The 14,998-nt window shown below is 55.1% G+C and carries 6 protein-coding genes, 2 tRNA genes and 5 rRNA genes; 1 reads left to right on the top strand and 12 read right to left on the bottom strand.

Going from position 1 to position 14,998, the window contains the following annotated elements; genetic code table 11:
• Positions 1-58: 58 nt before the first annotated feature.
• The 5 genes from aceK to ACA027_RS02740 all read right to left on the bottom strand — a co-directional run bounded on the left by aceK (position 59) and on the right by ACA027_RS02740 (position 4,988).
• Entirely contained in the window at positions 59-1,855 is a 1,797-nt protein-coding gene (gene aceK / locus ACA027_RS02760) for a bifunctional isocitrate dehydrogenase kinase/phosphatase (protein ID WP_370680870.1), read from the bottom strand.
• 216 nt (positions 1,856-2,071) lie between these two features.
• A complete protein-coding gene (can, locus tag ACA027_RS02755) occupies positions 2,072-2,737 on the bottom strand; it encodes a carbonate dehydratase (RefSeq protein ID WP_370680869.1) in 666 nt (221 codons plus the stop codon).
• Between the two features lie 49 nt (positions 2,738-2,786).
• On the bottom strand, positions 2,787-3,968 hold the full coding sequence (locus ACA027_RS02750) for an isovaleryl-CoA dehydrogenase (protein ID WP_370680868.1): 1,182 nt from the start codon (positions 3,966-3,968) through the stop codon (positions 2,787-2,789).
• Positions 3,969-4,059: 91 nt separating this feature from the next.
• Positions 4,060-4,506, bottom strand: coding sequence for a PaaI family thioesterase (locus ACA027_RS02745; protein ID WP_370680867.1), 447 nt, complete (start codon positions 4,504-4,506; stop codon positions 4,060-4,062).
• A gap of 47 nt (positions 4,507-4,553) precedes the next feature.
• Complete coding sequence (locus ACA027_RS02740; protein ID WP_370680866.1) at positions 4,554-4,988, bottom strand: MerR family DNA-binding transcriptional regulator; 435 nt, start codon at positions 4,986-4,988, stop codon at positions 4,554-4,556.
• 152 nt (positions 4,989-5,140) lie between these two features.
• Between ACA027_RS02740 and ACA027_RS02735 the strand changes: the two genes are divergently transcribed.
• Positions 5,141-5,905 carry a class II glutamine amidotransferase gene (locus tag ACA027_RS02735; protein ID WP_370680865.1) on the top strand — a complete coding sequence of 255 codons (765 nt, stop codon included), beginning with the start codon at positions 5,141-5,143 and terminating at the stop codon, positions 5,903-5,905.
• Positions 5,906-6,131: 226 nt separating this feature from the next.
• On the opposite strand, the gene rrf (ACA027_RS02730) is transcribed toward ACA027_RS02735, so the two are convergent.
• The 7 genes from rrf (ACA027_RS02730) to ACA027_RS02700 all read right to left on the bottom strand — a co-directional run bounded on the left by rrf (ACA027_RS02730) (position 6,132) and on the right by ACA027_RS02700 (position 14,880).
• A 5S ribosomal RNA gene (rrf, locus tag ACA027_RS02730) occupies positions 6,132-6,244 on the bottom strand.
• A gap of 125 nt (positions 6,245-6,369) precedes the next feature.
• A 23S ribosomal RNA gene (locus ACA027_RS02725) occupies positions 6,370-9,245 on the bottom strand.
• Between the two features lie 379 nt (positions 9,246-9,624).
• Positions 9,625-9,700, bottom strand: a tRNA-Ala gene (locus tag ACA027_RS02720).
• 30 nt (positions 9,701-9,730) lie between these two features.
• Positions 9,731-9,807: transfer RNA gene (locus ACA027_RS02715), tRNA-Ile, on the bottom strand.
• Positions 9,808-9,900: 93 nt separating this feature from the next.
• Positions 9,901-11,435: ribosomal RNA gene (locus ACA027_RS02710) — 16S ribosomal RNA — on the bottom strand.
• Between the two features lie 331 nt (positions 11,436-11,766).
• Positions 11,767-11,879 (bottom strand): 5S ribosomal RNA (gene rrf, locus ACA027_RS02705).
• A gap of 125 nt (positions 11,880-12,004) precedes the next feature.
• Positions 12,005-14,880, bottom strand: a 23S ribosomal RNA gene (locus ACA027_RS02700).
• The 16S, 23S and 5S rRNA genes sit together here with 2 tRNA genes alongside, the layout of an rRNA operon.
• Between the last annotated feature and the right edge of the window lie 118 nt (positions 14,881-14,998).

Genomic DNA, 14,998 nt, shown 5'->3' with positions numbered 1-14,998 from the left:
CTCCGCTGTCGTCCCCCTCCGGCGCTTTGTGTCAGAGAAGGGGAAGCGGCAAAGCCGCTCAGGGGGTGACCAGGCATCTGCTGCGGTCATACGGAAAAACATCGTGCATATGGCCTTGCTGGATGCGCTCCTTGTGGCCCTGCCAGAACGCGGGCTCCAGCAGGTCGGCGTGGTGGCGCATAAAAACTTCGCGCACAGCGGGGTGGCCCAGCAAGAAAGGGCCAAAGGTTTCGGGAAAGACATCGTGCGGGCCCACATGCCACCAGACCTCGCCGGACATCTCATCCTCTTCATTGCGTGGCGGCGGTACGGCGCGAAAGTTGCAGTCCGTCAGGTATTCGATTTCATCGTAGTCATAGAACACCACCTTGCCGCCACGGGTGACGCCAAAGTTCTTCCACAACATATCGCCGGGGAAGATGTTGGCGGCCACCAGCTCCTTGATGGCATTGCCGTATTCGATGACTGAGCGCTCCATATTCGCCTTGGCGCGCGGCTGGTCCAGCCCGGCCTCGAAGCATTCCTGCAGATAGAGGTTCAGCGGCACCAGGCGGCGCTCGATGTAGAGGTGGCGGATGATGACCTCCTGCTGGCCATCGCCATCACGGTCGCTGATCTCGATCTGATTCGGGGCGAACTGCTGGATTTCGGCAATCAGCTCCTCGGAAAAGCGATCACGCGGAAAGGCCACCAGGCTGTATTCCAGCGTGTCGGCCATGCGGCCCACGCGGTCATGCTGCTTGACCAGCAGGTATTTGCCCTTGACCTGGGCGCGCGTGGTCTCCTTGGGCGGCGGGAAGAAGTCCTTGATCAGCTTGAACACATAGGGGAAGCTGGGCAGGTCGAACACCAGCATCACCATGCCCTTGATGCCGGGCGCAATGCGGAACTGGTCGCTGGAATGGCGCAGATGGTGCAAAAAGTCGCGGTAAAACAGGGTCTTGCCCTGCTTGGCCAGGCCCAGGGCGTTGTAGATCTCGGCCCGGGGTTTGCGCGGCATCAGGCTGCGCAGAAACTGCACATAGGCGCTGGGCACGGCCATGTCCACCATGAAGTAGGCCCGCGCAAAGCTGAACAGCCCGTGCAGATCATCCTCGCCAAAAAGCGCTGCATGCAGCACCAGTGCGCCTTGGCTGCTATGCAAAATGGGAATGGCCAGCGGCAGCTCGGTATAGCCGGTGATGATTTTGCCGACCAGGTAGGCGCCCTTGTTGCGGTAGAACAGGCTGGAGAGCACCTGGATCTGGAAGTTGGCGCGCAGCGTCATGCCGGCCATGCGTGCGCGCACGCGCTCGGCCAGGGTGGCGATGTCGCGCTCCAGGTCTTCATAGCTGCATTGCAGGCCCAGATGCTCCACCATCTGCCGCAGCGACTGGGGCAGCGCCTCCAGCGAGCCGGGGTAATAAGCGCGGTAGGCCGGCGCGTCGGCCGGGTTGCGGCTTTCCAGGTATTCCGTGCTGACCGCGGGCCGCACAAAGATGAAGTCGTTGTGAAAGTGGGTGCGGTGCAGGATCTTGGTGGTGACGGAGTTGAAGAAGGTCTCCGCCAGCTCGGGCTGCAAATGCTCCACCATCAGGCCGATGTAGTGCAGCTTGACCTGCTGCCACACGGGCATGGGCAGCTGCCCCGCATGGAACTCGGCCGCCAGCCGCTGCACGCATTCGTTGACCCGCAGGTCATAAAAGGCAATGCGCTCGCGCTGGGCGCATTGCTGGCCATTCCAGTCGGCCTGCTCAAAACGGCGCTTGGCCCGGGCCGACTCGGCCCTGAACAGCAGATAGTGGCGGTTGAAGCCATCCATCATCGCCTGGGCAATGGCATAGGCCTGGGGGGCATCCAGTTGCTGCGGAAACATGCAAATCGCTCGCGGTTCAGAGAGTGCTCAACAAAAATACCAGTCAGTACAGCAAGCCGTCAGTTATCAGTGAACCATCGCAGGCGCCCCTTATGCAAGGGCACTGCGCAAGGGCCGCCTTGTACCCCTAGTAAGCGCCGGTGCCGTCCCCCTCCCCCCTCCATCGCACAGCGATAGAGAGGGGGAAGACGCGAAGCGGCACAGGGGTGCCTCACATCACTCCCGCACGCGGCCCGCCACCATTTCCACCGCCTTCTGGTGCACCTCATGCAGGCCACCGGTGCCGGGCACCGTCATGTGCAAATTGGTGATGAGGCCGTTTTCCAGGCTGTAGCACCAGCCATGCAGCGACACCTTCTGGCCACGGGCCCAGGCGTCTTGCATCACCGTGCTTTGTGCCACGTTCATGACCTGTTCGATGGCGTTCAGCTCGCACAGCACATCATGGCGGTACTGCACGGGCGTGGCCTTGATCAGGTCGTAGTGTTTGTCGCGCACATTGCGGACATGGCGGGTCCAGTTGTCGACCAGGCCCAGGCGCACGCCTTCCAGTGCGGCCAGCACGCCACCGCAGCCGTAGTGGCCCACCACCATCAGGTGCTCGACCTTCAGGTGCTCCACCGCGTACTGGATGGTGCTCAGGCAGTTCAGGTCGCTGGGCACCACCACATTGGCCACATTGCGATGGACAAAGACTTCACCCGGCTCCAGGCCGGTGATCTGGTTGGCGGGCACGCGGCTGTCGGAGCAACCGATCCACATGTACTTGGGTTTTTGTTGCGCCATCAGCCCGGTGAAGAAACCGGGGCGGTCGCGCTCCATCTGGGCGGCCCATTCCTTGTTGTGTACAAACAGGTCTTCGATGGAGGTACTGGTCGTCATCTGGCGTTCCTTTTGAATACAGGGAAACGGCGCCGCCCACCCTGCTTTTTCAGCAGGTTTCAGCGAACAATTCGCGGCCAATCAGCATGCGACGAATCTCGCTGGTGCCGGCGCCAATCTCATAGAGTTTCGCATCTCGCCACAGTCGACCGAGTGGGTACTCGTTGATATACCCATTGCCGCCATAGATTTGCACGCCCTCGCCCGCCATCCAGGTGGCTTTTTCGGCGCACCACAAAATCACGCTGGCGCAGTCCTTGCGCACCTGGCGCACATGGTCCGTGCCCAGCATGTCCAGGTTCTTAGCCACGGTGTAGGCAAAGGAGCGGCCGGCCTGCAGCACCGTGTACATATCGGCCACCTTGCCCTGGATGAGCTGGAACTCACCAATGCTTTGGCCGAACTGCTTGCGGTCGTGGATGTAGGGGACCACGTTGTCCATCACGCTTTGCATGATGCCCAGGGGGCCACCGGTGAGCACGGCGCGTTCATAGTCCAGGCCGCTCATGAGCACCTTGGCGCCACCGTTGACCTGGCCCAGCACGTTCTCTGCCGGCACTTCCACGTTCTGGAACACCAGCTCGCCGGTGTGGCTGCCGCGCATGCCCAGCTTGTCCAGCTTTTGCGCAATCGAAAATCCCGGCATGCCTTTTTCGATCAAAAAGGCCGTCACACCGCGCGCGCCCAGCTCGGGCTCGCTCTTGGCGTAGACCACCAGGGTGTCGGCGTCGGGGCCGTTGGTGATCCACATCTTGTTGCCATTGAGCAGGTAGTAGCCGCCCTTGTCCTCGGCCTTGAGCTTCATGCTGATGACGTCGGAGCCCGCACCGGGCTCGCTCATGGCCAGCGCCCCCACATGCTCGCCGCTGATGAGCTTGGGCAGGTACTTGGCCTTTTGCGCTTCGTTGCCGTTGCGGTTGATCTGGTTCACGCACAGATTGCTGTGCGCACCGTAGGACAGGCCCACCGAGGCGCTGGCGCGCGAGATTTCTTCCATGGCCACCATGTGGGCCAGATAACCCATGTCGGCGCCGCCGTACTGCTCGGACACGGTGATGCCCAGCACGCCCAGATCGCCAAACTTGCGCCACAGGTCCATGGGGAACTGGTCGCTGCGGTCGATCTCGGCGGCACGGGGCGCAATTTCGCTCTGTGCAAACTCGCGCACGGCATCGCGCAGCGCATCAATGTCTTCGCCCAACTGAAAATTCAGGCCTGGCAGATTGGTCATTTCTTGTCTCCTCGGTGATGGGGCTGCACGCTGTCATGCGCCCCTGCTTGGTGTGTGGGGCTTATCAAGCCCTGGGGATATGTTTTGCTGCCTAGACGACGGCAATCCCTGGCCGCCCCTGCAACACCATCAATGTGCAGTGCATGGTGGCAGCCAGTTTTTCCTGCTCCTGGTCGACGGCGTAGGCCCGGCCTTCGGCCACCATGATGGTGCGCCCCGGCTTGAGCACCCGCCCTTCGCAGCGGAAGCGCTGACCCTTGGCAGGGGCCAGCAGATTGATCTTGAACTCGATGGTGAGCACCTCGGCGTCTTCAGGCATCAGGCTGAAGGCCGCATAACCACAGGCCGAATCCAGCGCTGCCGACAGCATTCCGGCATGGATGAAGCCATGCTGCTGCGTCAACCCCTGGGCCCAGTCAAAGCCGATGTCGACCTCGCCGGGCAGCAGATGGGTGATTTCAGCCCCCAACGTGCCCATGGCACCTTGCCGCACAAAGCTGTCGCGCACGCGGCGCAGGGCGGCAGTGTCTTCGGCCATAGCGTCTCCTTGCTTTTTTCTAGTTTACGCTGACGTTTACGTTAACGTCAATCAAAAACCTCATTGGGCCCCAGCTTGGCAAGGAGTTGGCGGGCTTCGGCTTCATGCTCCATCACCTCTTCCAGATTCGCCTGCAGGTCGCCCAGGCGCTCTTCCAGCTGCAGGCGGTGTGCACCCAGCACTTCCAGGAACTTGCGCAGCTGCGTGCCCGTGTCCCGCGGGCTGTCATAGAGGTCGATGATTTCCTTGGCCTCCGACAGCGACAGTCCCAGGCGCTTGGCCCGCAAGGTCAGCCGCAGCCGCGTGCGATCGCGCGCGCTATAAACACGGTTGCGTCCGCCAGGGCCGGTGCGCTCGGGCTGCAGCAAGCCCATATCCTCGTAAAAGCGCATGGCGCGGGTGGTCAGATCAAACTCTTTGGCCAGATCGCTGATGCTGTAGCTCACAGCCTGGGGCTGGGGGATTGGGGTGGTGCTTTGCATGGGCTCTACGGTACTCGGTTGGGCGCATTCTGCCTGTCACACTTGCCCCTGGGTAGGCTGGCAAGCCAACGCAGTGCTGCAGACTTTGCATACCACCGGCCCCCAGCCGGGTTAGGCTATGCCTCTTTGCTTTGGATTGAGATACCGCCGCCATGTGCCAGCTGCTTGGAATGAATTGCAACACCCCCACTGACGTGCGCTTTAGCTTCAGTGGCTTTGCACAACGCGCAGGCAATACCGGCGATCACACCGATGGCTGGGGCATTGCCTTTTTCGAGGAAAAAGGCCTGCGCCACTTTGTGGACCATGAGCGCGCTATCGACTCCCCCGTGGCCGAGCTGATCCGCCGCTACCCCATCAAAAGCCAGAACGTCATTGCCCATATCCGCAAGGCTACCCAGGGCGTGGTCAGCCTGCAGAACTGCCACCCTTTTGTGCGTGAGCTCTGGGGCCGCAACTGGGTGTTTGCCCACAATGGCGATCTGAAGAACTTTGCCCCCAAGCTGCACACCCACTTTCACCCCGTAGGCAGCACCGACAGCGAGCTGGCCTTTTGCTGGATCATGCAGGAGCTGTGGAAATCCCACGCCGGCGTGCCCACCATCGAGGAGCTCACGCTGACACTGCGCGAGCTGGCAGCCCGCATCGCGCCACACGGCACCTTCAACTTCCTGCTCTCTAACGGCGAAGCGCTGTGGGCCCATGCCACCACCCATCTTTGCTATACCGAGCGCTGCCACCCTTTTGCCCAGGCCCACCTGGCAGATGAAGACCTGAGCGTGGACTTTGCCAGCGAAACCACGCCCAACGACCGGGTGGCCATCATCGTCACCGCGCCGCTGACCAAGAACGAGCAGTGGACCAGTTTTGAAAAAGGCGAGCTGATGGTGTTTGTGGACGGCCAGCGTCGTAGATAGAACAAGCACTTCACGCTACTGATTCGAGAGCTTCCACAGCGCTTCAGGCCTCAATTCCCAATATCAAGCAGCCCATAAACGAACAGGAGCACGCGTAGCGTGCTCCTGTTTTTTTGTTTGCTCTATTTTCTCTGCGGGATGCTTGGCATTATGGGATTCAGCAGCCAAAGACCAAAGACAAAACCCCCAGCCTCTTTCGAGAGCTGGGGGTGTTGCGCTTGTAAGAGCCTGACGATGACCTACTTTCACACGGGAACCCGCACTATCATCGGCGCAAATTCGTTTCACTGTCCTGTTCGGGATGGGAAGGAGTGGTACCAAATCGCTATGGTCATCAGGCATAACTTGTAAAGCTGCAGATATTCCTATCTACAACTCAAATTCATAGAGTCTTTAATCAGCGATTATCTTGATTGCGTAAAACTTGGCATAACTAGTCTGAACTGCATGGCAGTCAAAGTTATAGGGTCAAGCCTCTCGGGCAATTAGTACTGGTTAGCTTAACGCATTACTGCGCTTCCACACCCAGCCTATCAACGTCGTGGTCTACAACGACCCTTCAGGGGGCTCAGGGCCCCGGCAGATCTCATCTTGAAACGAGTTTCCCGCTTAGATGCTTTCAGCGGTTATCTCTTCCACACGTAGCTACCCTGCGATGCCACTGGCGTGACAACAGGTACACCAGAGGTGTGTCCACTCCGGTCCTCTCGTACTAGGAGCAGGCTTCCTCAAATCTGCAACGCCCACGGAAGATAGGGACCAAACTGTCTCACGACGTTTTAAACCCAGCTCACGTACCTCTTTAAATGGCGAACAGCCATACCCTTGGGACCGACTACAGCCCCAGGATGAGATGAGCCGACATCGAGGTGCCAAACACCGCCGTCGATATGAACTCTTGGGCGGTATCAGCCTGTTATCCCCAGAGTACCTTTTATCCGTTGAGCGATGGCCCTTCCATACAGAACCACCGGATCACTATGTCCTGCTTTCGCATCTGCTCGACTTGTCAGTCTCGCAGTTAAGCACGCTTATGCCATTGCACTATCGTCACGATGTCCGACCGTAACTAGCGTACCTTCGAACTCCTCCGTTACGCTTTGGGAGGAGACCGCCCCAGTCAAACTGCCTACCATGCACTGTCCCCGATCCAGATAATGGACCTAGGTTAGAACCTCAAACGCACCAGGGTGGTATTTCAACGTTGGCTCCACCAGAACTAGCGTCCTGGCTTCAAAGCCTCCCACCTATCCTACACAGATCCGTTCAAAGTCCAATACAAAGCTACAGTAAAGGTTCATGGGGTCTTTCCGTCTTTCCGCGGGGAGATTGCATCATCACAAACATTTCAACTTCGCTGAGTCTCAGGAGGAGACAGTGTGGCCATCGTTACGCCATTCGTGCAGGTCGGAACTTACCCGACAAGGAATTTCGCTACCTTAGGACCGTTATAGTTACGGCCGCCGTTTACTGGGACTTCAATCAAGAGCTTGCACCCCATCATTTAATCTTCCAGCACCGGGCAGGCGTCACACCCTATACGTCCACTTTCGTGTTTGCAGAGTGCTGTGTTTTTATTAAACAGTCGCAGCCACCGATTTTTTGCAACCCCTTTTAGCTCCGTTTGTTCAACTTCACTTACTTGGGGCATACCTTCTCCCGAAGTTACGGTATCAATTTGCCGAGTTCCTTCTCCTGAGTTCTCTCAAGCGCCTTAGAATACTCATCTCGCGCACCAGTGTCGGTTTGCGGTACGGTCGTCAATAGCTGAAGCTTAGTGGCTTTTCCTGGAAGCAGGGTATCACTCACTTCGTGTGCAAGCACACTCGTTATCACCCCTCATCTAAGCCCGGCGGATTTGCCTACCAGGCACGACTACAGGCTTGAACCAACATATCCAACAGTTGGCTGAGCTAACCTTCTCCGTCCCCACATCGCACTATTGATCGGTACAGGAATATTGACCTGTTTCCCATCAGCTACGCATCTCTGCCTCGCCTTAGGGGCCGACTCACCCTACGCCGATGAACGTTGCGTAGGAAACCTTGCGCTTACGGCGAGGGGGCTTTTCACCCCCTTTAACGCTACTCATGTCAGCATTCGCACTTCTGATACCTCCAGCACCCGTCTCCAGGCACCTTCACAGGCTTACAGAACGCTCTCCTACCACGTGCAATAAATTGCACATCCGCAGCTTCGGTAACTGGCTTAGCCCCGTTACATCTTCCGCGCAGGACGACTCGATCAGTGAGCTATTACGCTTTCTTTAAATGATGGCTGCTTCTAAGCCAACATCCTGACTGTTTTAGCCTTCCCACTTCGTTTCCCACTTAGCCAATTTTAGGGACCTTAGCTGGCGGTCTGGGTTGTTTCCCTCTTGAGTCCGGACGTTAGCACCCGGTGCTCTGTCTCCCAAGCTGTACTCGTCGGTATTCGGAGTTTGCATAGGTTTGGTAAGTCGCCATGACCCCCTAGCCTAAACAGTGCTCTACCCCCGACGGTAATACTTGAGGCACTACCTAAATAGTTTTCGGAGAGAACCAGCTATTTCCAAGTTTGTTTAGCCTTTCACCCCTATCCACAGCTCATCCGCTGATTTTGCAACATCAGTCGGTTCGGACCTCCAGTACCTGTTACGGCACCTTCATCCTGGCCATGGATAGATCACTTGGTTTCGGGTCTACACCCAGCGACTGGACGCCCTATTCGGACTCGATTTCTCTACGCCTCCCCTATTCGGTTAAGCTTGCCACTGAATGTAAGTCGCTGACCCATTATACAAAAGGTACGCAGTCACCCCTTAGGGCTCCTACTTTTTGTAAGCATGCGGTTTCAGGATCTATTTCACTCCCCTCCCGGGGTTCTTTTCGCCTTTCCCTCACGGTACTGGTTCACTATCGGTCGATTACGAGTATTTAGCCTTGGAGGATGGTCCCCCCATATTCAGACAAGGTTTCTCGTGCCCCGCCCTACTTTTCTCTAGCTTAGTACCACCGTTCGGTTTTCACATACGGGGCTATCACCCACTATGGCCGGACTTTCCATTCCGTTTTGTTAACCAATCGACTATCACTAGAAGGCTGTTCCGAATTCGCTCGCCACTACTATCGGAATCTCGGTTGATGTCTTTTCCTCTGGGTACTTAGATGTTTCAGTTCTCCAGGTTCGCCTCGCATACCTATGTATTCAGTATGCGATACCCTTGCGGGTGGGTTTCCCCATTCAGAAATCTCCGGATCAAAGCTTATTTGCCAGCTCCCCGAAGCTTATCGCAGGCTATCACGTCTTTCGTCGCCTGTAATCGCCAAGGCATCCACCACATGCTCTTAGTCACTTGACCCTATAACTTTGACCTCTATCGCTAGAGATCGCCATTTCGGTGTTCAAAGACTTGTGAGGTCTCTCACCTCACGCGTTATGCCGTAATGTGAATAATTCCTCGATATTGCTATCTTGGAGATATTCGTCATTACTAGATAATTTCGCATTCGCAAAATATCTGTTTTGACGCAATCAAAATGTTGCTGGCGGCACGGTGCGAATATCTTTCGACTTCGCTTTCCACCAGCAACGCTGATTTCGACTCTATGAATTTTTAAAGAACAGCCTATTGATCGTGTCGATCAATACAAAAGCAGTCTTTGCAAGACTGCTTTTGTATTAAACGCTTTTCAGTGCGAAGCCAACGATTGTAGCACCTTCTCAGGCGCAGTTTTCGTTGGTGGAGGATGACGGGATCGAACCGACGACCCCCTGCTTGCAAAGCAGGTGCTCTCCCAGCTGAGCTAATCCCCCGGGATCCTCTGCACTGGCATTGGAATTTGATGGTGGGTCTAGTTGGGCTCGAACCAACGACCCCTGCGTTATCAACACAGTGCTCTAACCAGCTGAGCTACAGACCCATTCCTCAACGCCGCAAATCTCTTTGCAGCCTTGCGGCTTGTTCCAACAACCGATAAGTGTGGACGTTCAAACTTGATTGCTCTGTTTTCCAGAAAGGAGGTGATCCAGCCGCACCTTCCGATACGGCTACCTTGTTACGACTTCACCCCAGTCACGAACCCCGCCGTGGTAAGCGCCCTCCTTGCGGTTAGGCTACCTACTTCTGGCGAGACCCGCTCCCATGGTGTGACGGGCGGTGTGTACAAGACCCGGGAACGTATTCACCGTGACATTCTGATCCACGATTACTAGCGATTCCGACTTCACGCAGTCGAGTTGCAGACTGCGATCCGGACTACGACTGGCTTTATGGGATTAGCTCCCCCTCGCGGGTTGGCAACCCTTTGTACCAGCCATTGTATGACGTGTGTAGCCCCACCTATAAGGGCCATGAGGACTTGACGTCATCCCCACCTTCCTCCGGTTTGTCACCGGCAGTCCCATTAGAGTGCTCAACTAAATGTAGCAACTAATGGCAAGGGTTGCGCTCGTTGCGGGACTTAACCCAACATCTCACGACACGAGCTGACGACAGCCATGCAGCACCTGTGTTACGGCTCTCTTTCGAGCACTCCTCTATCTCTAAAGGATTCCGTACATGTCAAAGGTGGGTAAGGTTTTTCGCGTTGCATCGAATTAAACCACATCATCCACCGCTTGTGCGGGTCCCCGTCAATTCCTTTGAGTTTCAACCTTGCGGCCGTACTCCCCAGGCGGTCAACTTCACGCGTTAGCTTCGTTACTGAGTCAGTTAAGACCCAACAACCAGTTGACATCGTTTAGGGCGTGGACTACCAGGGTATCTAATCCTGTTTGCTCCCCACGCTTTCGTGCATGAGCGTCAGTGCAGGCCCAGGGGATTGCCTTCGCCATCGGTGTTCCTCCGCATATCTACGCATTTCACTGCTACACGCGGAATTCCATCCCCCTCTGCCGCACTCCAGCCTTGCAGTCACAATGGCAGTTCCCAGGTTGAGCCCGGGGATTTCACCACTGTCTTACAAAACCGCCTGCGCACGCTTTACGCCCAGTAATTCCGATTAACGCTTGCACCCTACGTATTACCGCGGCTGCTGGCACGTAGTTAGCCGGTGCTTATTCTTACGGTACCGTCATGACCTCTCTTTATTAGAAAAAGGCTTTTCGTTCCGTACAAAAGCAGTTTACAACCCGAGGGCCTTCATCCTGCACGCGGCATTGCTGGATCAGGCTTTCGCCCATTGTCCAAAATTCCCCACTGCTGCCTCCCGTAGGAGTCTGGGCCGTGTCTCAGTCCCAGTGTGGCTGGTCGTCCTCTCAGACCAGCTACAGATCGCAGGCTTGGTAAGCCTTTACCCCACCAACTACCTAATCTGCCATCGGCCGCTCCAGTTGCGCAAGGCCTTGCGGTCCCCTGCTTTCAACCTCAGTTCTCATGCGGTATTAGCCACTCTTTCGAGTAGTTATCCCCCACAACTGGGCACGTTCCGATGTATTACTCACCCGTTCGCCACTCGCCACCAGACCGAAGTCCGTGCTGCCGTTCGACTTGCATGTGTAAAGCATGCCGCCAGCGTTCAATCTGAGCCAGGATCAAACTCTACAGTTCGATCTTGAATTTAAAGTCTTTCGACTACTCACTCACTTGACGGAATCAAGAAAGATTTCTCTTTCCTCATTACTGTTTTTGTGAGCGTTTGTTTTAGTTCCAAAGAACTTGGCAATCGCCTTCAAACGCCCACGCTTATCGGCTGTACATTTTTAATGAATCCACTCAAAAACCACCAGGCCTTCAAGCTTGACTCGCTGCGATCAGCGAAGCCTTGTATTGTAGCACAACTTTCATTGCGCTTTTAAAACATTTTCACGTTTTCTTTTCACCCCTGATTCAGGAGGGAGAAGAAAACGCCCGGCAGCTTGCCGGGCGTTTTGGCGTAAGAGCCTGACGATGACCTACTTTCACACGGGAACCCGCACTATCATCGGCGCAAATTCGTTTCACTGTCCTGTTCGGGATGGGAAGGAGTGGTACCAAATCGCTATGGTCATCAGGCATAACTTGTAAAGCTGCAGATATTCCTATCTACAACTCAAATTCATAGAGTCTTTAATCAGCGATTATCTTGATTGCGTAAAACTTGGCATAACTAGTCTGAACTGCATGGCAGTCAAAGTTATAGGGTCAAGCCTCTCGGGCAATTAGTACTGGTTAGCTTAACGCATTACTGCGCTTCCACACCCAGCCTATCAACGTCGTGGTCTACAACGACCCTTCAGGGGGCTCAGGGCCCCGGCAGATCTCATCTTGAAACGAGTTTCCCGCTTAGATGCTTTCAGCGGTTATCTCTTCCACACGTAGCTACCCTGCGATGCCACTGGCGTGACAACAGGTACACCAGAGGTGTGTCCACTCCGGTCCTCTCGTACTAGGAGCAGGCTTCCTCAAATCTGCAACGCCCACGGAAGATAGGGACCAAACTGTCTCACGACGTTTTAAACCCAGCTCACGTACCTCTTTAAATGGCGAACAGCCATACCCTTGGGACCGACTACAGCCCCAGGATGAGATGAGCCGACATCGAGGTGCCAAACACCGCCGTCGATATGAACTCTTGGGCGGTATCAGCCTGTTATCCCCAGAGTACCTTTTATCCGTTGAGCGATGGCCCTTCCATACAGAACCACCGGATCACTATGTCCTGCTTTCGCATCTGCTCGACTTGTCAGTCTCGCAGTTAAGCACGCTTATGCCATTGCACTATCGTCACGATGTCCGACCGTAACTAGCGTACCTTCGAACTCCTCCGTTACGCTTTGGGAGGAGACCGCCCCAGTCAAACTGCCTACCATGCACTGTCCCCGATCCAGATAATGGACCTAGGTTAGAACCTCAAACGCACCAGGGTGGTATTTCAACGTTGGCTCCACCAGAACTAGCGTCCTGGCTTCAAAGCCTCCCACCTATCCTACACAGATCCGTTCAAAGTCCAATACAAAGCTACAGTAAAGGTTCATGGGGTCTTTCCGTCTTTCCGCGGGGAGATTGCATCATCACAAACATTTCAACTTCGCTGAGTCTCAGGAGGAGACAGTGTGGCCATCGTTACGCCATTCGTGCAGGTCGGAACTTACCCGACAAGGAATTTCGCTACCTTAGGACCGTTATAGTTACGGCCGCCGTTTACTGGGACTTCAATCAAGAGCTTGCACCCCATCATTTAATCTTCCAGCACCGGGCAGGCGTCACACCCTATACGTCCACTTTCGTGTTTGCAGAGTGCTGTGTTTTTATTAAACAGTCGCAGCCACCGATTTTTTGCAACCCCTTTTAGCTCCGTTTGTTCAACTTCACTTACTTGGGGCATACCTTCTCCCGAAGTTACGGTATCAATTTGCCGAGTTCCTTCTCCTGAGTTCTCTCAAGCGCCTTAGAATACTCATCTCGCGCACCAGTGTCGGTTTGCGGTACGGTCGTCAATAGCTGAAGCTTAGTGGCTTTTCCTGGAAGCAGGGTATCACTCACTTCGTGTGCAAGCACACTCGTTATCACCCCTCATCTAAGCCCGGCGGATTTGCCTACCAGGCACGACTACAGGCTTGAACCAACATATCCAACAGTTGGCTGAGCTAACCTTCTCCGTCCCCACATCGCACTATTGATCGGTACAGGAATATTGACCTGTTTCCCATCAGCTACGCATCTCTGCCTCGCCTTAGGGGCCGACTCACCCTACGCCGATGAACGTTGCGTAGGAAACCTTGCGCTTACGGCGAGGGGGCTTTTCACCCCCTTTAACGCTACTCATGTCAGCATTCGCACTTCTGATACCTCCAGCACCCGTCTCCAGGCACCTTCACAGGCTTACAGAACGCTCTCCTACCACGTGCAATAAATTGCACATCCGCAGCTTCGGTAACTGGCTTAGCCCCGTTACATCTTCCGCGCAGGACGACTCGATCAGTGAGCTATTACGCTTTCTTTAAATGATGGCTGCTTCTAAGCCAACATCCTGACTGTTTTAGCCTTCCCACTTCGTTTCCCACTTAGCCAATTTTAGGGACCTTAGCTGGCGGTCTGGGTTGTTTCCCTCTTGAGTCCGGACGTTAGCACCCGGTGCTCTGTCTCCCAAGCTGTACTCGTCGGTATTCGGAGTTTGCATAGGTTTGGTAAGTCGCCATGACCCCCTAGCCTAAACAGTGCTCTACCCCCGACGGTAATACTTGAGGCACTACCTAAATAGTTTTCGGAGAGAACCAGCTATTTCCAAGTTTGTTTAGCCTTTCACCCCTATCCACAGCTCATCCGCTGATTTTGCAACATCAGTCGGTTCGGACCTCCAGTACCTGTTACGGCACCTTCATCCTGGCCATGGATAGATCACTTGGTTTCGGGTCTACACCCAGCGACTGGACGCCCTATTCGGACTCGATTTCTCTACGCCTCCCCTATTCGGTTAAGCTTGCCACTGAATGTAAGTCGCTGACCCATTATACAAAAGGTACGCAGTCACCCCTTAGGGCTCCTACTTTTTGTAAGCATGCGGTTTCAGGATCTATTTCACTCCCCTCCCGGGGTTCTTTTCGCCTTTCCCTCACGGTACTGGTTCACTATCGGTCGATTACGAGTATTTAGCCTTGGAGGATGGTCCCCCCATATTCAGACAAGGTTTCTCGTGCCCCGCCCTACTTTTCTCTAGCTTAGTACCACCGTTCGGTTTTCACATACGGGGCTATCACCCACTATGGCCGGACTTTCCATTCCGTTTTGTTAACCAATCGACTATCACTAGAAGGCTGTTCCGAATTCGCTCGCCACTACTATCGGAATCTCGGTTGATGTCTTTTCCTCTGGGTACTTAGATGTTTCAGTTCTCCAGGTTCGCCTCGCATACCTATGTATTCAGTATGCGATACCCTTGCGGGTGGGTTTCCCCATTCAGAAATCTCCGGATCAAAGCTTATTTGCCAGCTCCCCGAAGCTTATCGCAGGCTATCACGTCTTTCGTCGCCTGTAATCGCCAAGGCATCCACCACATGCTCTTAGTCACTTGACCCTATAACTTTGACCTCTATCGCTAGAGATCGCCATTTCGGTGTTCAAAGACTTGTGAGGTCTCTCACCTCACGCGTTATGCCGTAATGTGAATAATTCCTCGATATTGCTATCTTGGA

Origin of the sequence: Comamonas sp. GB3 AK4-5, assembly GCF_041320665.1 — a bacterium.
GTDB lineage: Bacteria > Pseudomonadota > Gammaproteobacteria > Burkholderiales > Burkholderiaceae_C > Comamonas.
The sequence above is the reverse complement of the archived record's forward strand: the minus strand, read 5'-3'. Positions and strand labels throughout refer to the sequence as shown.